Consider the following 20,696-nt stretch of genomic DNA (forward strand, 5'->3'; position numbering starts at 1 on the left):
GCAAGGTCAAACCACATCCCCGCCAAGATTTGCCCAGGCCATGCCCAATAACTCATGCAAAGCGATACTTAAATAAACCATGTTCTGGGGATTGGGTAAATACCTTTTTTCCCAGCGTTCATCCTGCCAGTAAAGGGTTTTGTCAGCTGGAGCCGCGACAGGATTAAGACCCTGACTTCGACACAGGGCCATGGCTCTGGGCAGATGGATTGCAGACGTAACGAGGTAAAAGGGTTGGTCATGCACCCACTGCTTAATGGCCTTCGCCTGTTGCGCCGTATTTAAAGAAGCCGTCTCGAGCATCACAGGCTTTGGCGGGTTGTTAAACCAGTCTGCTAATTGCGCCATGCGCTTAGACTCCGCCATCTCACCGCCAAAGCCGCCGCCAGAAAGCAATAAGGTGGCATCCGGCAATTGGCGGTACAGGCGCAGCCCTTCCAGCAAACGCTTGATACTGGCGTTGTAAAGCAGGATATGTTCAGGCTGCCTGGCTTCTTCAGCCTGGCCACCACTCAAAACCACCACCCAGTGCAACTCAGGATCGGGTTTATTGACGAAAGGATATTGCCCCTCAAGATAAGTTGTCAGCGCTCTTGGCAACCAACCCAGGCTGACCAGTAAAAGCATCAGGTAGAGCCACGTAAAACCGGTTCTGCCTTTTCCACCCCGACACCAAAGCCTGATTAATAGCAGGGTATAAACGAGAAGAATAAGGCACAGAGGATTTAACAGCGCTTCCAGCAGATGTCGAATGGCCACCATCATTTCGCCTTAGCCATCATAAAAAGCCCAAGCAGGGCAAAGATCAATGTCGGGCCAATTGCCGCGAGAATGGGGGGCCATTGAAACACCTGGCTGACTGGACCAAAAAATCGGTTCAGAATATGAAAACCAAACCCGACAGTAATACCCAGCAGTAATTTGGATCCCATGGTGGACGAGCGCAGCGGACCAAAGATAAAGGGGATAGCCAGAACCATCATCACCACGGTCGTCAAGGGTTGAATCAGGCGCTGCCAATACGCCAGTTGATAATTGCTGGCGGTCTGATGGCTTTGCTTTTGTTCGCGAAGATACTGACGCAGTTCATACAAGGTCATTTCATCCGGTTCGCTGCTGGTTAAATTCAATAATTTGGGCCTAACCGACACATCCCAAATCATTTCTTTCGCCGCACTGGCTACCGTCTTTGTCCTGTAAATGTCGGTTTGGGCAATACCATAAGCTTTCCACTGGCCATTCTGGTAATCAATGCGCTCCATACGCCGTGCGAATCGTAAATGATGCCGTTCATCAAAGCGAAACTGAAACACGCCGTGCAGGGTGTTTTTTTCAATGCTGCCAATGGTGATAAAATCATTTTGATTGCGCAGCCAAACCCCCTGGGCTGTACGCAATGCCTGCCCGCCGCTTAAGGCCTGGGTCCGCAAATCATTGGCGAAATAAGCAAGCTTCGGCACCACGGTTTCTCCCACCACGGTTACAAACACAATGATTAAAAAGGCTACTTTCAAAACGGCTAACGTAATTTGGCCAATGGACATACCCGCCGCCCGCATGACAATCAACTCGCGGTGATTGGCCATCATGCCAAGGCCAATCAAACACCCCATGAGACTCGCCATGGGGAAAAAGAGATACACTTGATAAGGCATCTGCAGAAAAACAAACAGGGCTGCGTTCACAAGGCCAAAATCCGCACGCCCCAAATCATCGAGCTGATTGACAAACAGGATGAATACCTGCAGTCCTGCAAGCATAAGGGTCACGAGGCCAATGGAGGCAAGAACCGTTTTGGCAATGTAGCGTTCAATTAAAATCATGACAGCTTCACCCGGTTATAGCCCACAAGTATCAAGCCGATGAGAAGAACTACCCCATGCAGCCACCACATGCCGATCCATTGCGGGACCTTACCGGCCGCGACCCAGTCACGGGCGACAAACATAAAATTGGCGTACACAATGTAGAGCAAAATGGCCGGCAGCAGTTTGGCATATTTACCCGACCGTGGATTGACACGGCTTAACGGCACCGCCACCAGGGTTAGGGTAAGGACCATAAGGGGTACGGAAAGGCGCCATTGCAATTCAGCCGCCTTGCGGTTATCGGGGTTAAAAAACGGCAGTAATGCACTGGTTTTAGCGGTACGCAGATCGTCTTTGATTTCAATGGTGGGATGTGGCAAGCGAGCCTTGTACTGCTTAAATTCAGCCACCTGGTAATTGGCCTGTCCCGGCGCCCCTTCATATTCTGTCCCATGAGCCAGCACGATGTAGTCTTCAAGCGTTTCCTCATCGGTTTCTGCAAAGGCCTGTTCCGCCCATAAAATATCCCAGCGCGGTTGCTTGTCTTTGATAACCTGCTTCGCAAGAAAAATATTCCTGGCTTTGGTGTGTTCCCGGTTCATGGATTCCACATAAAACACCTGACGGCCATTGGAAATCGCCCGGAAACGGCCAGGCAAAATGGTTTGCACCAGGGTTTTCACACCGGTGGCGCGCAGCAGGGAGGAACGCTCCTTGGCGATGACAGGGCTTACCCAAATCATAATAAAGGCGACCAGCAATGCGACCCCGAAAGCCATATAAAAACTGTGTTTTAATAAGCGGTTTGGCCCATAGCCGCAAGCCTGCAACACCGTCATTTCACTTTCGGCATACATTCTGCCGTAGGCAATTAACAAAGCGACAAAAAAACCGAGCGGCAGCAAAAGCCCCATGAGGTTAGGCAATTCGAGCATCATCAGCTTCATGATAATCATACCCGGAATTTGCCCGTTAGCGGCCCGGTTTAAATAACGCACAAACTGGTTGCTCATGAAGATAAGCATGAGGATGGTGGTCAGAGAGGCTAAGGTTACGAACACTTCTTTAGCCAGATAACGGAAAATCAACACAGTCTGTCTCTCGGCAAAAGGGTTGGGGTTGGCGTATTCACACATGTCTCATGGATAACAATCGCCCTAGCTTATCATGATATCGCCTGACCGTCAGGTTTTCGTTTACGGAAATTCGCTTTAAGAAGTGGTATTACAACGTAAGGCTCGGTAAACTAGCACTCTTTGCCTTTCACAGGAAGCACAATGAATTATGGATTAGTGGACACGCCTTCGTTAAACGATGCGGAATGCCTGGTTTTGGGCCTCTTTTGCGATGGCGAGTGGGATGCGTTTGCCCAGGTGCTCGATGGTCAATTCAACGGTTTAATCTCGCGTCTTTTTACCCGATTAAAGGAAAAAGGCGATTCAGCCTGGCAATCTGAAATCAATCATCACAGCCTTTTGGTTTTAAATTGTGGAAAAAAAGCGGAGTTTACTGGCGACGCCCTTCAAAAACGATTGGGCGACATCATGGCCGCTCTGCTGAAGCAACGTGTCGCCTCAGCCACGCTATACCTGCCGCCCGTGGTTGATAAAACCCCGGATTGGCAACTAAAGCAGATGGTGCTGCAGGTTGACGCTCAATGTTATCAATCAAATGAATTTAAAACCGGAGAGAAAAAGCCGCTGGCACTAGAATCAGTAACCTTTAGTCTTCCGGGAGCAAGCCATGAAACCCTGCAGCAAAGTGAAGCCATTGCCAAGGGCGTGCAGCTGACGCGGACCTTGGCTGACCTACCCGCCAACCGCTGCACGCCAGCTTATCTGGCTGAACAGGCCATGGCTCTGGCAAACGAATACCCTGCCATTGAAGCAGCCATCATGGGGCCTTGCGAAATCCGTCAGATCGGCATGGGTGCTTTGTTAGCGGTTGCCCAGGGCAGCAACGAGGAGCCGCGCTTTATTGAATTGCGCTACCAGGGCGGCGGCGATACCCAGCCCATTGTTTTAGTTGGTAAAGGCATCACCTTTGACTCTGGCGGTTTAACCATAAAACCGGGCGATGCAATGACTGAAATGAAATACGATATGTCGGGTGCTGCGAGCGTATTGGGTACTTTAAAAGCCTGCGCTTTACAAAAGCTGCCGATTAATGTCATCGGTCTTATTCCCAGTGCTGAAAACATGCCCAGCGGATCTTCGGTCAAGCCGGGCGACATCATCACCACCCTGTCTGGGCAAACCGTTGAAATTCTCAATACCGACGCGGAAGGACGACTGGTGCTGGCTGATGCCTTAAGTTACGCCGAACGGTTTAATCCGGCCATTGTCTTGGATATCGCCACACTGACTGGCGCGATTATTATCGCCCTGGGCTTTATTACCACCGGCTTTATGACCAGGGATGACCCATTAGCCGCCGATTTATTGGCAGCGGCTTCTGAAAGCAATGAAAAAACGTGGCGCATGCCGCTTGATGATGCTTACCAGGAAGCGCTCGACAGTCCCATGGCTGACATGATTAATGGCGCCTTTGACCGGAGTGCCGGTGCGATTACCGGGGCCTGTTTTCTGTCGCGTTTTACCAAAAAATACCGCTGGGCCCATTTGGATATTGCAGGAACAGCCTGGGTATCCGGCAAAAAGCGCCAGGCTACCGGAAGACCTGTCCCACTACTTGTTGAGTTTTTACGCCATGTCAGTAATACGCGTTGATTTTTATCTGCTAAACACCAGTGAGCCGCAGGAGAAATGGGTTTTTGCCTGCCGCTTGCTGGAGAAAGCCTATTTACGCGGCCATCAGGTCTTTGTCTACTGCAATGATCAACAGGATGCCGAAAAGCTGGATGAATTACTCTGGACATTTAAAGAAGACAGTTTTATTCCCCATCATCTGCAGGGAGAGGGACCTGAACCACCACCTGTTGTACAAATCGGCTATGGCCCGGAGCCACGCGGTTTTCGGGAAATCCTGATCAATCTGGCAAACACCATTCCTCCGTTTTACTCGCGTTTCAAACGTGTTATTGAAATTGTCGCCAATGAGGAAACCGCTAAACAGTTAAGCCGCCTCCATTATCGTGAGTACCGGGCCAATGCCTGCGAGCTGCAAACCCATACGATTGACACGGCTTGATTTCACTGTTCCAAGTCCTTTAGGGAAGCATTGCCATATAATTTAACATTTTGTCTTTATTTTATTTTTTTATTACTTAAAATACCCACTTTTGCACACCGAGATAAATAATGACAATGAGTAAACAAGAAACAACCAAAACCGCGACATCGCCTGTCTTTAATGCCGGGAGCAAGATTGAGCTAATTTTGGACAACTCACCTGACTTTAAAAACGCCGAAGTGATTATTGATGTGTCAGGAATCTTGAGGAAAAACTTATTGCGCCTGGTCGCCAAGTATCCTGAGAAACAATTTACTGTCAACAATATGGCCCCCGATCTGTTAGAGCGTATAAAACAAATTAAAACCATGACGGTAGAGACGATGCTGCAATCCAATGTCATGCCTTTAACTCCGCCCTCTGTAAACACGCCCAGCTGTCATAAAGACACATTGGCATTAGATAAAAAATGGTTAAGTCGTGGCAACATTGAATTTACAGAAGAATCGGCTGAAACCATACTGAGTGCGTTTAAACCAAAGACTTTTTTTATCTTAAGCCTGGACAAGCTTCAAAGTCACGATGCAAATTCTGTGAATCAACTGTTTAAGAAACTTCAGGAAGCAAACTGTCCATTTGTCGCTCTTTGTCCAAGCCAACCGGTTTCCCCTGTGCCATTTAAAAAGGAGTTGGAATCAAAAATAGAATATTTTGATTTAATAGACCTTAACCGGCAAACCATTAGATGGTCTTTATTTGTGTCTGGCAATTTAGATAATGTCGATAAGTTGAAGGACGCATTTATTCAATCATACAAAGAAAGAAAGAAGGAGATAACCCAGCAAATTGAGCATTTCCGTTTAAAATTAAATACCGCTGAAGGGGTTGAAAAAGCCCAATTCCAAGGCGCGATAAGAACCGCTGAATCGTTAATACGTTGTATTGATATCTGTTTTAAAAGCTCACCCCTTAACATCGATCATGCGACCGTTACAACCCCACCCTCCGTCACGACAGAAGGACAATCTCAAGCTAAAGAAATGCCTCTCTCCAGCGAGGTCATTGTTGCAACCAATCCTTCGGTCCCGGCACAAAAGCCAATACAATCTCAAACGAATACACCTTTACACAGCATCCCATCCAAAGCAGTCATTGTTGCAACCAATCCTTCAGCCCAGGTACAACGACCACAACCATTACAAACAAATACACCGGACTCCAGCATGCTTCGATTCAAGGGAACCCTTGTCACTCCCTCCCCTTCCCTGATACAAAAACAAGGACAATCGCAACCGAATACATTGAGATCCAGTATGTTTCCTTCCAGGGACATCTTAACGAGCCCTTTAATCCCCGCACAAAAACAACCGGCTCAAATGACCCCATCTCCCAGTGTCCTGGTAAAGTCAGGGTATCCACAGGGCGTTCACCATGCTTTTTTTTCTAATCCATCCACAACACAACGACTGACGCAATCGAAGCCACAGGATCCTGTTACAGCATTTAAGTTAGCCGCCATAAAAAATGAACTTGAAACAACCGCCAGGCAATTAACCTCTTTTTCTGCCTTGTTATCCACGGCAGCCACGGACGTAGGCAATTTAGTCGAACTTTTTGACGATTTACAACAAGATGCTCAAAAAAAATTGAAGCTCGCTGGAGAAAAAATAGCCAAGCTTGGTAAGCCAACTGAGACCCCGGAAGAGAAGTCCAGAAAAAGTTCTCTTACTGCAGCGCAAATGAGTTCTTCTATGGAGGTATCGAGCCAACCCAAAAGCCCTGGGCAATAATCACGAGGTCATGGCTTTTTGCCTATTGCTGTTGAATACGACTTCAGGTTATATCCAACAGCAATTGTAACTATTGCGTAGGGATTGATTGCAATTGTTTAATTCTACCGCAGATTTATTTATTTTATGCCTGATTTTTCTAAAATACCGGCCTTTACAATCCGGCAGGAATAATAATGAAACCCAATCAACCTAATCAAGACGGCAAAAGCGAACAGCCAGAAGAGACTAAGGCCAACCGTACTCCAGGGAGTTGGGACCAGTTTCAGCTATTACTCTATCAAATCATCACCTCAGAAAGCGCGGACAATGTGGTTGACATGGTCGGTATACTGGGTTCACATCTGTTTCATTTGGCCGCCATGCTTCCCCAAAAAAAATTTTTTGCTGGCAATATGAATCCCAACCTGAAAAAACGTATTGCCACGATAAAAGATACCGACATCAATAGCCTGCTCGAAGCCAATATCATGCCCCTAACCCCTCTGGCAAACCCTGATAGCCTGTCCTTGCGCAAGGAAATGCTTGAATTAGAAAAACAGGTACTTGAGAAGAACTCGATTTTGTTTGATAAAACGGCTAGCGAAGAGATTATTAAATCTTGTGATGCCAAAAATTTTTATTTCCTCCCAATTGCCAATCTTTCCGCTGAAGCAACCGCAACCCTGTTTACCCGGCTTCAAGACAAAAAATGCTCGTATTTAGCCGTTTATCAAAACCAGCTATCGTCCCTTCCCATTACAGTTAATGGGGTGTCTTGTTTTGACTTCATTGACATTCAAGGTCCTAACCCGGTTCGCTGGTTCCTTTATACATCCAGCACGATGGCTCCAGTCATTCAAGCGTTTTGTCTTAAGGTATACGTTGACAATGAACAATTAGCAAAAGCTAAAGTGAATACCATTCAATCCGAATTGAAAACGGTTAAAGACCCCATTCAAAGGCAGCGGCTCGAAATAAATTTAAAAGTGGCGACTGATGTGTTTAATTTTATCAGAGAATCGTTTGAAAATTCACCGCTTAATGAAAAGCAAGCAACCAGTAAGGCGCTGTCTGCAGCAGAAGCAAAAACACCTGCAAACCCTAAACGACAACTCATTGGTCCGGAACCTGCGCTTTGCAAAGCGAAAACGTCTCAACAATCCGGTGGTCATCCATGGTCACAACGGCAACAACCTGCCCTGGAATTTTTTGGCAGGAAAGTATACTCCGCCACTGAAATTAAACACCAGACAATACAGGCAGACATGATGGCGTTAAGCACTGAATTCCAACATATGGCTACTCGATTGGCGCAAACAGACTTTACAAAATCAGAAGAAACCTTGAGGATCATGGAGGCTTTGGAGTTATTAAAATCCAGGGCGGCCCATCAGGTGGAAAAAGCAAAAGAGGTAATAGACGCATTAACGCCTGAAAAGGCTGACTCGATGACCAAAGTATCCGAAGCCAACCCTAAACGACTTAAACCAAACCTTATTGCAGACAATCCGGTATCAGCCCCTTCTCCAGCAACAACGACCCAAACCCGGGAGAAGAAACACAGCGTTTCCTTCCTGCTGAACTAGGCCCATGCTACTCAGGCCGCAGCTTGACTGCAGTCTGGAGGCTTTAGCCGTATTTTTCCTTCAGGTAGCGAGCCACCGTGCGTACCCCCATGGCTTCACCGCCTTCCGGTTTTCCGGGTTTACTCGCTAAATTCCAGGCCATGATGTCGAAGTGCACCCATTGGGTGGCGGCATGAATAAACCGCTTTAAAAACAAAGCAGCGGTGATGGCCCCCGCATAGGGCGATGGGCTGGCATTGATAACGTCGGCCACGGTGGAGTCGAGCATGCTCTCATAACCTGAAAACAGGGGAAAACGCCAGACAGGGTCACAAATTTCTTCCCCAAGGCGGCTTAAGGTGCTAGCCAATTCATCATTACCGGTAAACAGGGCTGCAATATCTGTTCCTACCGCTACCCGTGCGGCACCTGTTAAGGTAGAAAAATCGATCAGCAATTCGGGTTTTTCCTCACAGGCCTTGACCATGGCATCGGCAAGAATGAGGCGGCCTTCCGCATCCGTGTTATCCACCTCCACCGTCAGACCATTGCGCATGGTGAGCACATCGCCCGGACGAAATGATCGCGAACCAACAGCATTTTCTACAGCAGGAATAAGCACCTGCAGGCGCACAGGCAGCTGATTGGCCATAATCCATTGGGCGAGGCCCAGCACGTGGGCCGCCCCACCCATATCCTTTTTCATCAAGCGCATATTCAGGGCGGGTTTAATATCCAGTCCGCCGCTATCAAAACAAACGCCTTTACCCACCAGGGCAATGAGTGGATGATCGGCCTGCCCCCAGGTTAACTGGATTAAACGCGGTTCAAATTCCGAAGCACGGCCCACCACATGAATCGCCGGGAAATTGGCAGTCAGCAATTCATCCCCCACCCATTCACAGAAATCCGCCTGATACTGCCTGGCCAGTTCGGCGGCAGCAGCAGACAACTGCTCAGGACCTAAATCGTTGCTCGGGGTGTTAATGAGATCCCGTACTAAAAAAACCGCCTCCACCTCTGTTGTGAGGGCTTTTAAATTTTCTTTCGAAACCACCAGCCGACGCGGCGAGCGTTCCTGTTTTTTATAACGATCAAAACGGTATTGCGCCAAGCCCCAATTCACTTGGGCAAATGCCGATAGCGGATGAGTCGTCTCATACTGTCCTTCCGGTAGCAAGGTTGCAGCATAGGCCATGGCCTGGGCATCGCCTGCCTCCCCTTGCCCTAAAAACGCTTTGGCCAGATGGCCGGACGGTGTATAGATCAGGCACAACTGCCCCAGCCTGGCGTTAAACCCCTGGGATTGCAATTGGCAACGCTCGCCTTCATTCAACTCGATGTTGCCATCCTGCCATTGGGGTGAATTCACGAGCACCAGGGGCACAGTCCCCTTCCCCTCCGTCTGGTAAAACACATCAGCGTGCATAATCACTCCTTCATTGAACCACGAAACTGCGCCGGCCTTATTCCAGCAAGGTACAGGCACAGGAAATATATGAATAACGTCGCAAAAACATGGACGAATAATACGCCCAGTCGAGTGAGGGGGGGCTTAGCCAGCCATTCGCTGACATCGCCGGCCATCAACCAGAGGTAAACGGCAATGGCACCATTGGCAAACAACAACTGAGCTATAAATTTAGGCCAACCCGCCATGGGTGTAAAAATTTGCCGGCGTCTTAAAAGGATGAACAATAAGCCGCAGTTTAAATAACCGGCCAAGGTGGAAGCCAACGCCAGACCGGCATGAGCCAGAGGCCAAATCAGCACGGCGCATAACAGGCTGTTGACCACCATGGCGACAGCGCCTATTTTAACCGGCGTTTTGATATTCTGTTTAGCATAAAACCCGGATGCCAAGACTTTGACCATCATGAAAGCGGGAACGCCGGAACCAAGCGCAATCAAGCTTTTCTGGGTCTGCAACACGTCAATAGCCGAAAATTTTCCATAAGCGAAGCAGCAGGCAATCATTGGCATGGAGAACAGGGCAAGCCCCACGCCTGAAGGCAGGCCGATGAGCAAAATACTGCGTAAGCCCCAATCCAGGGCACGGGAATATTTTTCAAGATTCTGTTCGGCATGCTTTCGCGACAAATGCGGCAGGATAACGGTAGCAATTGCCACCCCAAAAACCCCCAGGGGAAAGTCCGTCAATCGATCGGTATAGTATAGCCAGGACACGCTGCCCACCTGAAGAAACGAGGCGAAAATGGAATCAATCATTAAATTAATCTGGGCGATGGACACACCGAATAAGGCAGGGACCATTAATTTTAAAACACGCCTCACCCCGTCATCCCCCCAAAACAGACGGGGCTTAACCAGCAACTGGCGCTGATAAAGAAAGGGAATCTGAAACAGCAATTGCGCAATCCCTGCCAACAAAACACCCCAGGCCAAGGCCACAACGGGCGTATCGGTGTAGGGGGTTAAATAAACAGCCGCAAGAATCATGAAAACATTGAGCAACACGGGTGTAAACGCAGGCACACCAAAATAACCGTAGGTGTTTAACACCGCCCCGGCCATGGCCGTTAAGGAAATCAGCATCAAGTAAGGAAAGGTCAGACGCAACATCTCGGTGGCAAGAAGGGTCCTGGTGCTGCCTTCGCCAAATCCCGGTGCGAAAATAAAAATAATAACCGGTGCCGCCAGCACGCCAATGACTGTGATAATCGACAGGACAAGACTTAAATGCCCAGTGATGCGGGCGATAAACAAACGTACATCATTGACAGGCCGCTTCTGTTGGTATTCCGCCAGCACCGGCACAAAAGCCTGAGCGAACGCGCCCTCAGCAAAAAGACGGCGCATAAAATTGGGGATACGAAAAGCCACGTAAAACGCATCCATTCCCGCCTGTGCACCAAAAAAATAAGCCAGCAGCATGTCGCGGGCAAAACCCATCAGACGCGACGCCAGCGTCATGATGGAAACAAGCGAAGTGGAGCGCAATAAACTTTGTCGTTTGGGAATCATGGTTTCTGTCGCTGACATAGTGTAAAATGGGTTTTTGACCTGCGACTATGATATACCCGATGAGGGAGAATTGCTTTCTTTTAAGCGAGATTTTCTCATTCTCTCCGCATCAAACCATTTACCCGAGGAGTCAGGTCATTGAATCGGTTTTTTTTGTTTTGCTAACAACCTGAAAAACCATGGTTTTTGTTTGCTAATCAACCAGAATATATTGACAAATTCTAAGGCATTGTGCATGATTAGCTTCTTTTGTGACATCTAAAAATGAGTGGAGATTTGTAAGTGGCAAATATTAAATCAGCGATCAAACGTGCTCGCCAAAACGAAAAGTTACGCAACCATAACGCCAGCGCGCGTTCCATGTACCGTACTTTCATCAAAAATGTTCTGAAAGCTGTTGAAGCGGGTGATAAAGAAGCTGCACGTGCTGCTTACGCAAAAGCCCAGCCTATTATTGACAAGGCCGCCAGCAAAGGCTTAATCCATAAAAACAAAGCATCTCGAATTAAAAGCCGCCTCAGCGCACGCGTTAAAGCCCTGGCTGCTTAATCCCGGTGTTTCCGTCGCTCTAAGTCCGTAAACATCCGAACCGGCTCATCCGGTTCGGACCCTTAAGCCTGATTCATATACTACCGTATAAAAAGCAGTGAATTAATAAATCGGAAATCACTCAGATGAAAATTTAAATAAACCCAAGTGACTCTGAGCAGTCGGAACAATTCGACTCATTCATCGGAGTCAGCTAATCTTTTACCTTTAATGCCCCAAGAGTAGCCCCCTAGAACACCGACGCCCACATACAAAATCACTTTTAATATTTCCAATACTATTTGATCTTTGTCATATCGAATAGCAAAGCAAAACAGGATACATAATCCAATGATGATTACAGTCGCAAACCGGTATTGAAATTTAGTATTATTGGACTCATGCTGCCGTATACTTTCCCTGTCTTTAAGTTGCGCCTCAAGAGACTTTAACGCATATTCATGATCATATTCCCTGGCTTGCTTGGAATGCTCGAGTTCTTTTTCCCTCAGCGTCAGCTCTTTTTCTTGAACCGAAAGAAATTTATCTACCGTGGCCGGAGATAACTGCTTTTTATTATTATCAGTCATTATTTATAAATTGGTTTTTTATAGTGGACTTTAATCTTACCAAAATCTCTCTGGCCAAGACGTGCGGGAATAACTTGTGTATAAGCAATATTAACCTTATCCCCAGGCTTTAAATTTATGAATTGCCTGGGAGATAAAAGCTCCTCATCTATTTTGTTCAGTGTAATGGCACTATTTGTGTTCATTTTTTTATCCTCATGGTCGATGATTATAGAACACCAGAAGAAAGATCGCTATACCATGTTTATCCTATTTTTACTCCTCGTAAGCATAATTCTGGCATGAATCAATAACAATACTGTTGCAGAGTACAACCGCCATAATTGCTACAGACCTGATAAATTTTACAGGTACGGATAATGCCCGGGTTATACCAGTAATTGTTATAATAATTGCCTTGTTTATAACGCCAGTGGTTGTTGTACTGTTTCTGGTGGTATTTTTTATAGTACTGGTAATTCGGGCCTCGATAGATATTGCCGCGATAATACGGATTGTATTGGTTATTATTATTGTAATAACCAAAATTTCCGCGGTTACAGCCCTGATTTTGCCAGGCGAAACTGGCCGTGCTGACCATCAGCACCCCCAGCAGGACAACGGCCTGCCAGAGCTTGTGTTTTATCCCTGTATTCATAACGCCTACCTCTTGCGGTTTAAGCCGCCGTTACTCCTTTTTTTCGGCTTTACAGCAGACGCCTGCAAACGCGTTGTAAAGCAAGGCAATAATCACGCCGCCGATAAAGAGATCGATAAAACCAATCACTGCACCAATGAGGCTGCCTAACACCGTGGGCTCAAAGCCAGGATAAAGAAGCCCCATCGATGCAACAAACGGTCTGCCATAAGCATAGTACGTGGCAATTAATCCCATAATCAGAATGGAAATGCCCCAAAAAATACCCAGCGCCAAACCCAGAGCGACCGGACTCAATCTTGCATTATTCATCCTCATCTCCTCTGTAACCACCCTATACTAAGTATAGTTGATTGCCTGTCATCTCTCTGCACACACTGAGCCAGAAACGACTTTACTGCTCATCTTTCTCTCATGATCCAATAGCCATTGCTTCTTGGCGATGCCGCCGCCGTAACCACCCAGCTCGCCATTGCTGTTAATCACACGATGACAGGGAATAATAATCGCCAGCTGATTAGCGCCATTGGCATTGGCGACTGCCCGGCAGGCCAGGGGTTTTCCCAGCGACTCAGCCACCTCAGTATAGGAACGGGTTTGTCCGGGGGGTATTTGACGCAAGGCTTCCCAGACCTGTTGTTGAAAAGAAGAGCCCATAAAATACAGAGGCGTGGTAAATTCTGTTAATGTCCCGGCAAAGTAAGCCTGCAACTCTTGCTTAATCCACTCAAGCGGCGGTGCATGCCCCGGCACAACCGCCGCTTGAGTTCGCCGGCGCAGACGCTCAATTTCTCGTTCTAGACCGCGGCGCTCGATAAATTCAAGCAGATACAGTTGCGTATCACTGGCAATAGCCATCATCGGGCCTAAAGGTGTATCCAACAGGGCGCTTTTTAACAGGGTAAGCGATCCTTTTTTAGATGGGGCAGCGCCCATAATTCGTGTGAAGGCATCACGAAAACCGCTGCCGGATTCATAGCCCGTGGCGAGTTGTGCTTCGATAACCGACTCCCCTTCCCTGATTTTTTTAACCGCTAATCCCATACGACGCGCCCGCGCATACTCCACAAAGGTCATGCCAAAGCGTTTTTTAAATTGCCGCCGCGCCTTGACTGCATCTGTCGACAGGGCCTGGAAATCACCATTTTTCCAGCGCTTTTCAGGATTGGCTTCGATTGCTTCAACCAATTGTTGCACCACATCGGAGACCTGATTGGGATGCGACAGGGGACGGCAGCGTTTGCAAGGACGATACGAAGCCAACAAGGCTTGTTGCGCGGTCAGAAAGAATTCACAATGCGCGTATTTTGGTTTTCTGGCAGTGCACGTGGGGCGGCAAAAAATACCTGTTGTTGTGACGCCCACATAAAAAACCCCCTCATAATGCGGGTTATGGTCCAACAGGGCCTGGTAATATTGTTTTTTTATGGTTTCGGTCAACATGACGGCCTCAATTCAATCATCACTTGTCAATAACAGTGTAGCGAATTAAAAAAATGACGCCGCCGAAAATAGATCATCGAATTTTTTGTGCCACCCCGAAGAAGGTTTAGGACGGGACAACCTGGGTATCGGAATCATGCTGCGTGGAATCTGCTTCAGAATCTGATGCCAATGCCAGCATTCGCGGATGGATCCACCCATTGCCGCGTATCACACGCCAAAAACCAAACATGGAGTTAACATACATGGATAGACCAAGGGCGGGATCAAGCGGCGTTCGCCACTGCACCAATTGGTCCTGAATTTTCATACGGCTTGACATGGCACCGAGTTTGAGCTCAGCAGAAGATAATGCACCTTTAATCTTGTCTTTGCACCCTTCGACCTCTGATTCCAATTGATGACAGGCACGCGCCCGCCCCTGCCCTGCTGATTCAATCAATTCATTCACGGCATTATTTTGAATCGTCAGGGTATTCACTGAAGCATGCTGGTAACTTAAGCGTCCAAAAAGGGCTTTGCTTGTGTCAATCAACAGGCTTTGCCAATGATCATACATCACATATTTCAAAAAGCTGGTATTGGGATAATCTTGATAAAGTGTTTGCAATTGGTTTTGGATAAGCGTCAGGATATCAATAAAATCAGACTGGCAATCCTGGTGCTGTTTTTTATATAAATACAGGGCCAGCTTTGCTTCACGATCAGCCACAGCAAAATCGTGCCGAGCTTTGGCCAGGCGTCTTTGGTAATCTGCAATCACATCGACGTTTTCGGGCGCTTTATTAAGCTCTTGATCCATGTTGCCAGCCAGCAAGGCAAAATAACTTAAGTCCTCTAAATGGATCAGTTGAGGAACAGTAGCAAGAATTTCTTCAGCACGAAGCAACAATTCATAGAGATTAATGATCTGGATAAATTGCCCATACGAAGCGTCACCATTTAAAACGTATTGTCGTCTGATTGCCGGTGGGCGAACGGCAGGCATTGCCTCGGCGCTGTCGATATGATGCGCCTCAAAATCATTAGCCACCATCGGCAATTCATTTTGGCGGGTGGTCGTCAATAACGATTCCCGGGTCTTAGAGGCAAAACAGGCTTGCCATTTTTCTCTCTCGTTTAGCGACAGCGGTTGCTGGATAAGCCAATTGGAAGCGGCTTGTCTGAAAGCCTGTTGAGCGGCTTGAATTTGTTCTTTAATTTGCAATAGTGATAAAACCATAATAATACTGCGCGTCCTTTTATTAAAGTGCGCGCAGTTTACCTATGGTTTGGGCATAATTCAACCAAAAATACTGATCTGGTTTTGTTGGTTCAATTGTTCATAAGCCCGTTTTGCCGGGATGTAATGGGGAAACTGGCTCATCAACCGATTCAGAATCATACGCGATAAGGTTTCATCCCCGCGATTCCACTCGCTTAACGCATCGAGGTACATTAAATCAGCCGTTTGACCAGCCAGAACCGGCGCCCTGTTCAGGATAAGCGGCTCAATGAAGCTGATGCGGCTGGCCTGTTGCGCATCAAGCCATTGCAGCACTTTTTGCGCCTGTTGACTGCCGTTATTGCTGGCTTCTTTAAGCAACTGCCTGCCCCTTTCCGGCATTTTTTCACCCAAAGCCCCCTCCAGATACAACATGGCCAGCCGGTATTGAGCATAAGCATTGTTATTGGCCGCTAATTCTTTGTACAAATCACCGGCATGATGAATGTCTTTCTCAACCCCTAACCCATACTGGTACATGCGTGCCAGCGCCATCTTGGCTTTCTCATTACCCAGATCGGAGGATTGTTGGTAAAACCGGACCGCATCACCAAAATCAAGTTTGGTCGCAACCCCAGTTTCAGACAATAATCCCAATTGATAGTTGGCATCCCTGTCGCCCAATTCGGCGGCTTTTTTATACCAGTGCAAGGCTTTCTGCTCATCGCGTTTGCCTTTATCACCACGGAAATAGATACCTGCGAGTTGATTCATTGCCGGACCGTACCCTTTCTGGGCCGCTCTGAGATAAAGTGCTTCCGCCTTGTCGTAATTGACTGGTTGACCTTTGCCGTATTCATAGACCAACCCGAGATTGAATATCCCGCGGATATTGTTACGGTTAGCCGCCTGCTGATAATTGTCGGCCGCATTCAAATAATCATCATCCACCGTATCGTAGACGAATCCCAAGGCGACTGCCGCCGGTGCAAAGGATTTTTTAGCCGCGGTATACCATTGTTTGGCTTTATCATAATCGGGTTTTAACCCGCCGCGCCCCATTTGGTAAAACTGCGCCAACAGGTATTGCGCCACCGGTTGCCCCTGTTCAGCCGCGGCCGTGTACAGCTGTTCTGCCAATTGCGCATTGGCTTCCCCGCCCAAACCGCGGTCATACAGATAAGCCAGTTTCAGTTGCGCGTCTTTATCGCCTTTATCAGCAAAATGCTGATAAATATCACGCGCCTGCTTCATATTGTCAGGATTATCCGCTTTTTGAAGGAAATAATCCGCCAACAGCAACCCGGCTAAACTGTTATTCTGCTGCCTTGCTTTATCCAGTTCCGGCAGGAATGATTCACCCGCCTGCTTTTTAAGAATGGCCAAATTCAGATTGGCGTATGAAAAACCCTGGTTTGCCGCCTGTTGCAACAAAGCCCGTCCCTTCTCCATGTCTTGATTGAACCCCTGCCCTTCCACGTAGTAGGTACCCAGGATGAAGGCTGTTACGGGATTTAACGACGCTTTTTGATACCAGTAGCGTGATTCAATCTGATTCTTGGGCACTGAAATGCCCCGCTCATAGAGAATAGCCAGCAGCAAAGCCGCTTCAGGATTTCCGGCATCCGCTTCGCGTTTTGCCGTTTCAAAAGCCTGCTTTTGCCTGGCCGGATCGGCGTCCATGGCATGGTAGAAAGCCAGCGGCAATACCGCTTCAGCAACACCCTGTTTCGCAGCCCCCTGCAATAAACGTTTAATTAACTGATTACGGTTTTTCCTGGCAGCCACACTTAATCCGGCATTGTTTTCTTTAACCAGGTAATCAGCCAGCCGGTATTGCGCCTCGCCGAACCGGTTGGAAGACGCCAGATAATACATGGCCATAGCCTGTTGATGATCCGGCTGCACCACGAGGTTACCCTGCGGATCGTTAAAGCCCTTTTCATAGATGTTGGCCAGTGCGTACTGAGCATAAGGATTGCCCTTGAATGCCGCATCGGTCATCCAGTCTATCCCCTTCTGATAATCCACCGGGTTGGTTTGTCCTTCAAGATAAAGGATTCCTAAGTTATATTCCGCCCGCACATCCTGCTGAGAGGCCGCCAGTTCAAAATAAACCACAGCCTGATCAGGGTTTTTAGCGACGGCAATGCCATATTGATAAAGCTGCCCAATCTCATATTGAGCATCCGATTCACCTAAAATGGCCTGATCATACAATTGCGTTAACACGGATTGATAATTCGCCTGATGTTCCCAACCATGCGTCAGGTGTTCGATATAATCCAGTGTCGGTTTATCATTGGGGACAGGGTAAGGCACGACTCCCTTTGCCACCCTGAATTGTTTTGGATGCTTAAGGGCTAAGGATTCACTGTCCTTCAAATCCTGAATCTGTCGGTTAATGGGATAGCGCTTGAACGACCAGTCATTGGCTTCATTGCCGCTTAACATCGGCGCCAGCACGTCGAAATATTCACTGATGGCAATGTCCTGGGGATTAGCCAGCTTGAATTTTGGCTTATAAAGCGACTGACGCGTCACTTCATCCATTCTGGGGTACTGGTTGTAGTTATTTTCTTTTAATGCCATGGGGTTTTGCCAGGCATTGTAGATGCCGCCCAGGTTATAATGACTGGCGGCAAAATTGTCCGCCTTGCCATGGCTTAACCACCTGGCGACCAGCAACTGGGCTGGTGTTTGTTGTTCTTTCAATCGCGTGGCATCAGCCTGAGCCTGCCATTGTTCGGCCAACTGGCTGTCAGGCCCAACCACTTTACCTTCTTTATATAAGACAGCCAAACCAGCCTGGGCATCCGCCTTGTTGTTTTGGGCAGCCCTGAGCATCCACATAAAACCGACTTTGGCGTCATATAAACCGCCTTTTTCATCGAGGTATAATTGAGCCAGTGCAAACTGGGCATCGGCATTGCCTTCGGCTGCCGCTTTGTCATACCAGCTTTTTGCCAGCTCCAGATTATTGTCTTTTTTAGCGATATTCCCGAGCGCGAGCATTGCATTGAAATCATTCTGAGACGCGGCTCTTTGCAGCAATTCCTGTGCTTTATTGACATCTTTGGCAACCCCTATGCCCGTGGCATACAGTTCGCCCAGTTTTACCAGCGCATTGAGATTGCCATTTTCTGCTGCCTTGTTAAGCCAGATGACGCCAAGCTTCTTATTGCGGTGATCGCGGCTGCTTAAAAATTCAAGTCCTAATTCATACTGGGCCAGGGCATTGCCTTTTCTGGCCGCGTCAATGAAGTAACGACGAGCGACATCAATATTTTTTTTGGTTCCGTAACCAAAAAGATGAGCGGCAGCACTGTAAAGTTGGGCCTGCGTGTCGCCGCCGGCCGCGGCCTTTTTAAACCAGTGGAGGGCTTTTTCCGGATTATTTTCTTTAATCAGATAATAATGGGCCATGAGCTGTTGGGCAGGAAGGAAACCCTTTTCAGCCGACTGCAGGAAATAGCGCAGGGCAAGGCTGTCATTCTTTAATTCACCGAAACCAAAAAGCCGCATGCGTGCCATGTAGTAATCCGCAACCGGATCTTTCCCAACCTGGGGCATTAAATTCTTGCCGGCAACGAAGTAATTCCCCTGACGGAAGTTGATCAACCCCTCTTCAGCCCACAGGGTTTGGCTTCCCGTTGCAGCAACCAGACAAAACCATGGCACCAGTGATTTCATGGCAGTTCCCCTCTTTTTATATTCGTTGCAATTGGCGCTGTTTTTTTACATTGTCATTGCAGGAATGATGCCATACCTGACAACTTCTCTGACAGCCGCATTCCTTGAATTACTTTTTACCAGCCAAAAGTTACCTTTGTTATTCAAGCCGTATTTCACCGTCGTGTATTCGCAGATCTTAAGGCTTTGACTGCAATCCACCACCCGACCATAGCGAAGCTTGGGATCGTCGACCGTGCAAATGAATTTCACTTCTTTTTCAGTACTGGACAGTGCGGCCCACTGCCGGCCATTGATGGCATGATTTAAATAGAGGCTCCTTGAGCTTTCATCATCGCGCATCTGGTAAAGATTGATTTTCTGCGACAGGGTATTAAAGAAAAAATACAGGGATTGTTTCGCGCCAGCCGCTTCCGGTAAAAGATGCAGGGCCTTCAATTCAAACTGGTAGCCCGTGTCGAGGCACCCGGGCGGATTGCGGTTATCTTTGTCAGCTTTTTCTTCAGCTGTCATAGCCACACCCGGAACAGATAGTCCCAGGCACAGTATCATTGTCGCGTACTTGGTTATTGTCTTCATTGTGCTTTCCCGCTTGTGCTATCCAAAATAGGTCTGACTGTTACTTTAGTCCCCAGAAAGCCGGTTTTATCATTGGATACCTCTACAAACTCATGATTCATCCACAAAGCATCGCGGGTGAACATGCGGACACAGCCGTGGCTCGCCCGGTAGCCGGGAATATCATCCGAGCCATGCATGGCAAAGCCTTTATGAAAGTACATGCAGTAAGGCATTTTTGCCCCACCTCGGCCGATAGGAAATACCCCGGAGCGGCATTTTTCATTTTCCTTGCTGAAGAAATAGAAGATACCGGTTAGGGTACGGCAGGAATTATTGCTGTCAGAGCATTTATCCCGGCCTGAAGAAATAGGTCCCCATTTAACCAGACGGCCTTCTGCATCGTAAGCGGCCCAGGCGAGTTTATCCTGATCCACAATAATTTGCTTATTGCCTTCAGCCTTGATTTTTAAGGGGAAAGGCGAAAAATCAAGCAGGGTTTTGTTCACCAGATTGCGGGGTACAGCGATTTCCTTGCCAGCCCAAAGATGGTTGTAGGTGCGGTTAAGGCGTTGAACAATATCGCGTTGCTGTTCATCCGGGAAGAGTTTTTCCCAGCTTTGACCAGAAGTCACCTTGATGCATTGGTACTGAGGATAGGCACATAATCCGGTCCCATAATAAGGGGCCGCGTGTGAGGATATCGCCGATAAAGACAGTGCCAGAGCCATCGTTATTTTTTTCATGACGTTATTCCCCGAATGTTTATAACGTTTAGGAT

19 protein-coding genes are annotated in these 20,696 nt (G+C 47.8%); 5 read left to right on the forward strand and 14 right to left on the reverse strand.

Annotation, left to right across the window (positions count from 1 at the left end; all coding sequences use genetic code 11):
- Positions 1–6 precede the first annotated feature (6 nt).
- The 3 genes from Lery_RS02085 to lptF are packed head-to-tail and all read right to left on the reverse strand — an operon-like array spanning position 7 to position 2,899.
- Positions 7–765 (reverse strand): YdcF family protein, encoded by a 759-nt coding sequence (locus Lery_RS02085; protein ID WP_237759124.1) that lies wholly within the window; start codon positions 763–765, stop codon positions 7–9.
- Positions 762–1,823: an LPS export ABC transporter permease LptG gene (gene lptG / locus Lery_RS02090; protein ID WP_058525589.1), complete on the reverse strand. Its 1,062-nt coding sequence runs from the start codon at positions 1,821–1,823 to the stop codon at positions 762–764. The genes Lery_RS02085 and lptG overlap by 4 nt, the downstream gene beginning before the upstream one ends.
- Positions 1,820–2,899: an LPS export ABC transporter permease LptF gene (lptF, locus tag Lery_RS02095; RefSeq protein WP_058525723.1), complete on the reverse strand. Its 1,080-nt coding sequence runs from the start codon at positions 2,897–2,899 to the stop codon at positions 1,820–1,822. The genes lptG and lptF overlap by 4 nt, the downstream gene beginning before the upstream one ends.
- 186 nt (positions 2,900–3,085) lie before the next feature.
- Here lptF and Lery_RS02100 point away from each other — a divergent pair, with 186 nt between their 5' ends.
- The 4 genes from Lery_RS02100 (at position 3,086) to Lery_RS02115 (ending at position 8,298) form a co-directional block, all read left to right on the forward strand.
- Positions 3,086–4,537, forward strand: a complete 1,452-nt coding sequence (locus Lery_RS02100) for a leucyl aminopeptidase (RefSeq protein ID WP_058525590.1) — start codon at positions 3,086–3,088, stop codon at positions 4,535–4,537.
- Positions 4,518–4,958, forward strand: a complete 441-nt coding sequence (locus tag Lery_RS02105) for a DNA polymerase III subunit chi (RefSeq protein ID WP_058525591.1) — start codon at positions 4,518–4,520, stop codon at positions 4,956–4,958. Before Lery_RS02100 ends, Lery_RS02105 begins: the two co-directional genes overlap by 20 nt.
- 221 nt (positions 4,959–5,179) lie before the next feature.
- Positions 5,180–6,730: a hypothetical protein gene (locus Lery_RS02110; protein WP_131750926.1), complete on the forward strand. Its 1,551-nt coding sequence runs from the start codon at positions 5,180–5,182 to the stop codon at positions 6,728–6,730.
- A gap of 176 nt (positions 6,731–6,906) precedes the next feature.
- Positions 6,907–8,298: a hypothetical protein gene (locus Lery_RS02115; protein ID WP_058525593.1), complete on the forward strand. Its 1,392-nt coding sequence runs from the start codon at positions 6,907–6,909 to the stop codon at positions 8,296–8,298.
- A 43-nt stretch (positions 8,299–8,341) separates the two neighbouring features.
- Here the strand turns inward: Lery_RS02115 and Lery_RS02120 are convergent, their stop codons facing one another.
- Positions 8,342–9,706, reverse strand: a complete 1,365-nt coding sequence (locus Lery_RS02120; RefSeq protein WP_058525594.1) for a leucyl aminopeptidase family protein — start codon at positions 9,704–9,706, stop codon at positions 8,342–8,344.
- A 2-nt stretch (positions 9,707–9,708) separates the two neighbouring features.
- Positions 9,709–11,280: a murein biosynthesis integral membrane protein MurJ gene (gene murJ, locus Lery_RS02125; protein WP_058525595.1), complete on the reverse strand. Its 1,572-nt coding sequence runs from the start codon at positions 11,278–11,280 to the stop codon at positions 9,709–9,711.
- Positions 11,281–11,544: 264 nt separating this feature from the next.
- Here murJ and rpsT point away from each other — a divergent pair, with 264 nt between their 5' ends.
- Complete coding sequence (rpsT, locus tag Lery_RS02130) at positions 11,545–11,811, forward strand: 30S ribosomal protein S20 (RefSeq protein ID WP_058525596.1); 267 nt, start codon at positions 11,545–11,547, stop codon at positions 11,809–11,811.
- Between the two features lie 176 nt (positions 11,812–11,987).
- Here the strand turns inward: rpsT and Lery_RS02135 are convergent, their stop codons facing one another.
- The 9 genes from Lery_RS02135 to Lery_RS02175 form a co-directional block, all read right to left on the reverse strand.
- Positions 11,988–12,380, reverse strand: coding sequence for a hypothetical protein (locus tag Lery_RS02135; RefSeq protein WP_058525597.1), 393 nt, complete (start codon positions 12,378–12,380; stop codon positions 11,988–11,990).
- Entirely contained in the window at positions 12,380–12,565 is a 186-nt protein-coding gene (locus Lery_RS02140) for a hypothetical protein (protein ID WP_058525598.1), read from the reverse strand. The genes Lery_RS02135 and Lery_RS02140 overlap by 1 nt, the downstream gene beginning before the upstream one ends.
- 101 nt (positions 12,566–12,666) lie before the next feature.
- Positions 12,667–13,017 (reverse strand): hypothetical protein, encoded by a 351-nt coding sequence (locus Lery_RS02145; RefSeq protein WP_058525599.1) that lies wholly within the window; start codon positions 13,015–13,017, stop codon positions 12,667–12,669.
- A 30-nt stretch (positions 13,018–13,047) separates the two neighbouring features.
- Positions 13,048–13,329 (reverse strand): bacteriophage holin, encoded by a 282-nt coding sequence (locus Lery_RS02150; RefSeq protein ID WP_058525600.1) that lies wholly within the window; start codon positions 13,327–13,329, stop codon positions 13,048–13,050.
- 48 nt (positions 13,330–13,377) lie between these two features.
- A complete protein-coding gene (locus tag Lery_RS02155) occupies positions 13,378–14,460 on the reverse strand; it encodes a bifunctional transcriptional activator/DNA repair enzyme AdaA (RefSeq protein ID WP_058525601.1) in 1,083 nt (360 codons plus the stop codon).
- Positions 14,461–14,566: 106 nt separating this feature from the next.
- Positions 14,567–15,682 carry a hypothetical protein gene (locus Lery_RS02160; RefSeq protein ID WP_058525602.1) on the reverse strand — a complete coding sequence of 372 codons (1,116 nt, stop codon included), beginning with the start codon at positions 15,680–15,682 and terminating at the stop codon, positions 14,567–14,569.
- A 60-nt stretch (positions 15,683–15,742) separates the two neighbouring features.
- On the reverse strand, positions 15,743–19,357 hold the full coding sequence (locus tag Lery_RS02165) for a tetratricopeptide repeat protein (protein WP_058525603.1): 3,615 nt from the start codon (positions 19,355–19,357) through the stop codon (positions 15,743–15,745).
- A 45-nt stretch (positions 19,358–19,402) separates the two neighbouring features.
- On the reverse strand, positions 19,403–19,936 hold the full coding sequence (locus Lery_RS02170) for a hypothetical protein (RefSeq protein ID WP_058525604.1): 534 nt from the start codon (positions 19,934–19,936) through the stop codon (positions 19,403–19,405).
- Positions 19,933–20,661, reverse strand: a complete 729-nt coding sequence (locus Lery_RS02175; RefSeq protein WP_058525605.1) for a L,D-transpeptidase — start codon at positions 20,659–20,661, stop codon at positions 19,933–19,935. The genes Lery_RS02170 and Lery_RS02175 overlap by 4 nt, the downstream gene beginning before the upstream one ends.
- Positions 20,662–20,696: the final 35 nt, after the last annotated feature.

This window comes from Legionella erythra (genome assembly GCF_001467615.1).
Lineage (GTDB): Bacteria > Pseudomonadota > Gammaproteobacteria > Legionellales > Legionellaceae > Legionella_C > Legionella_C erythra.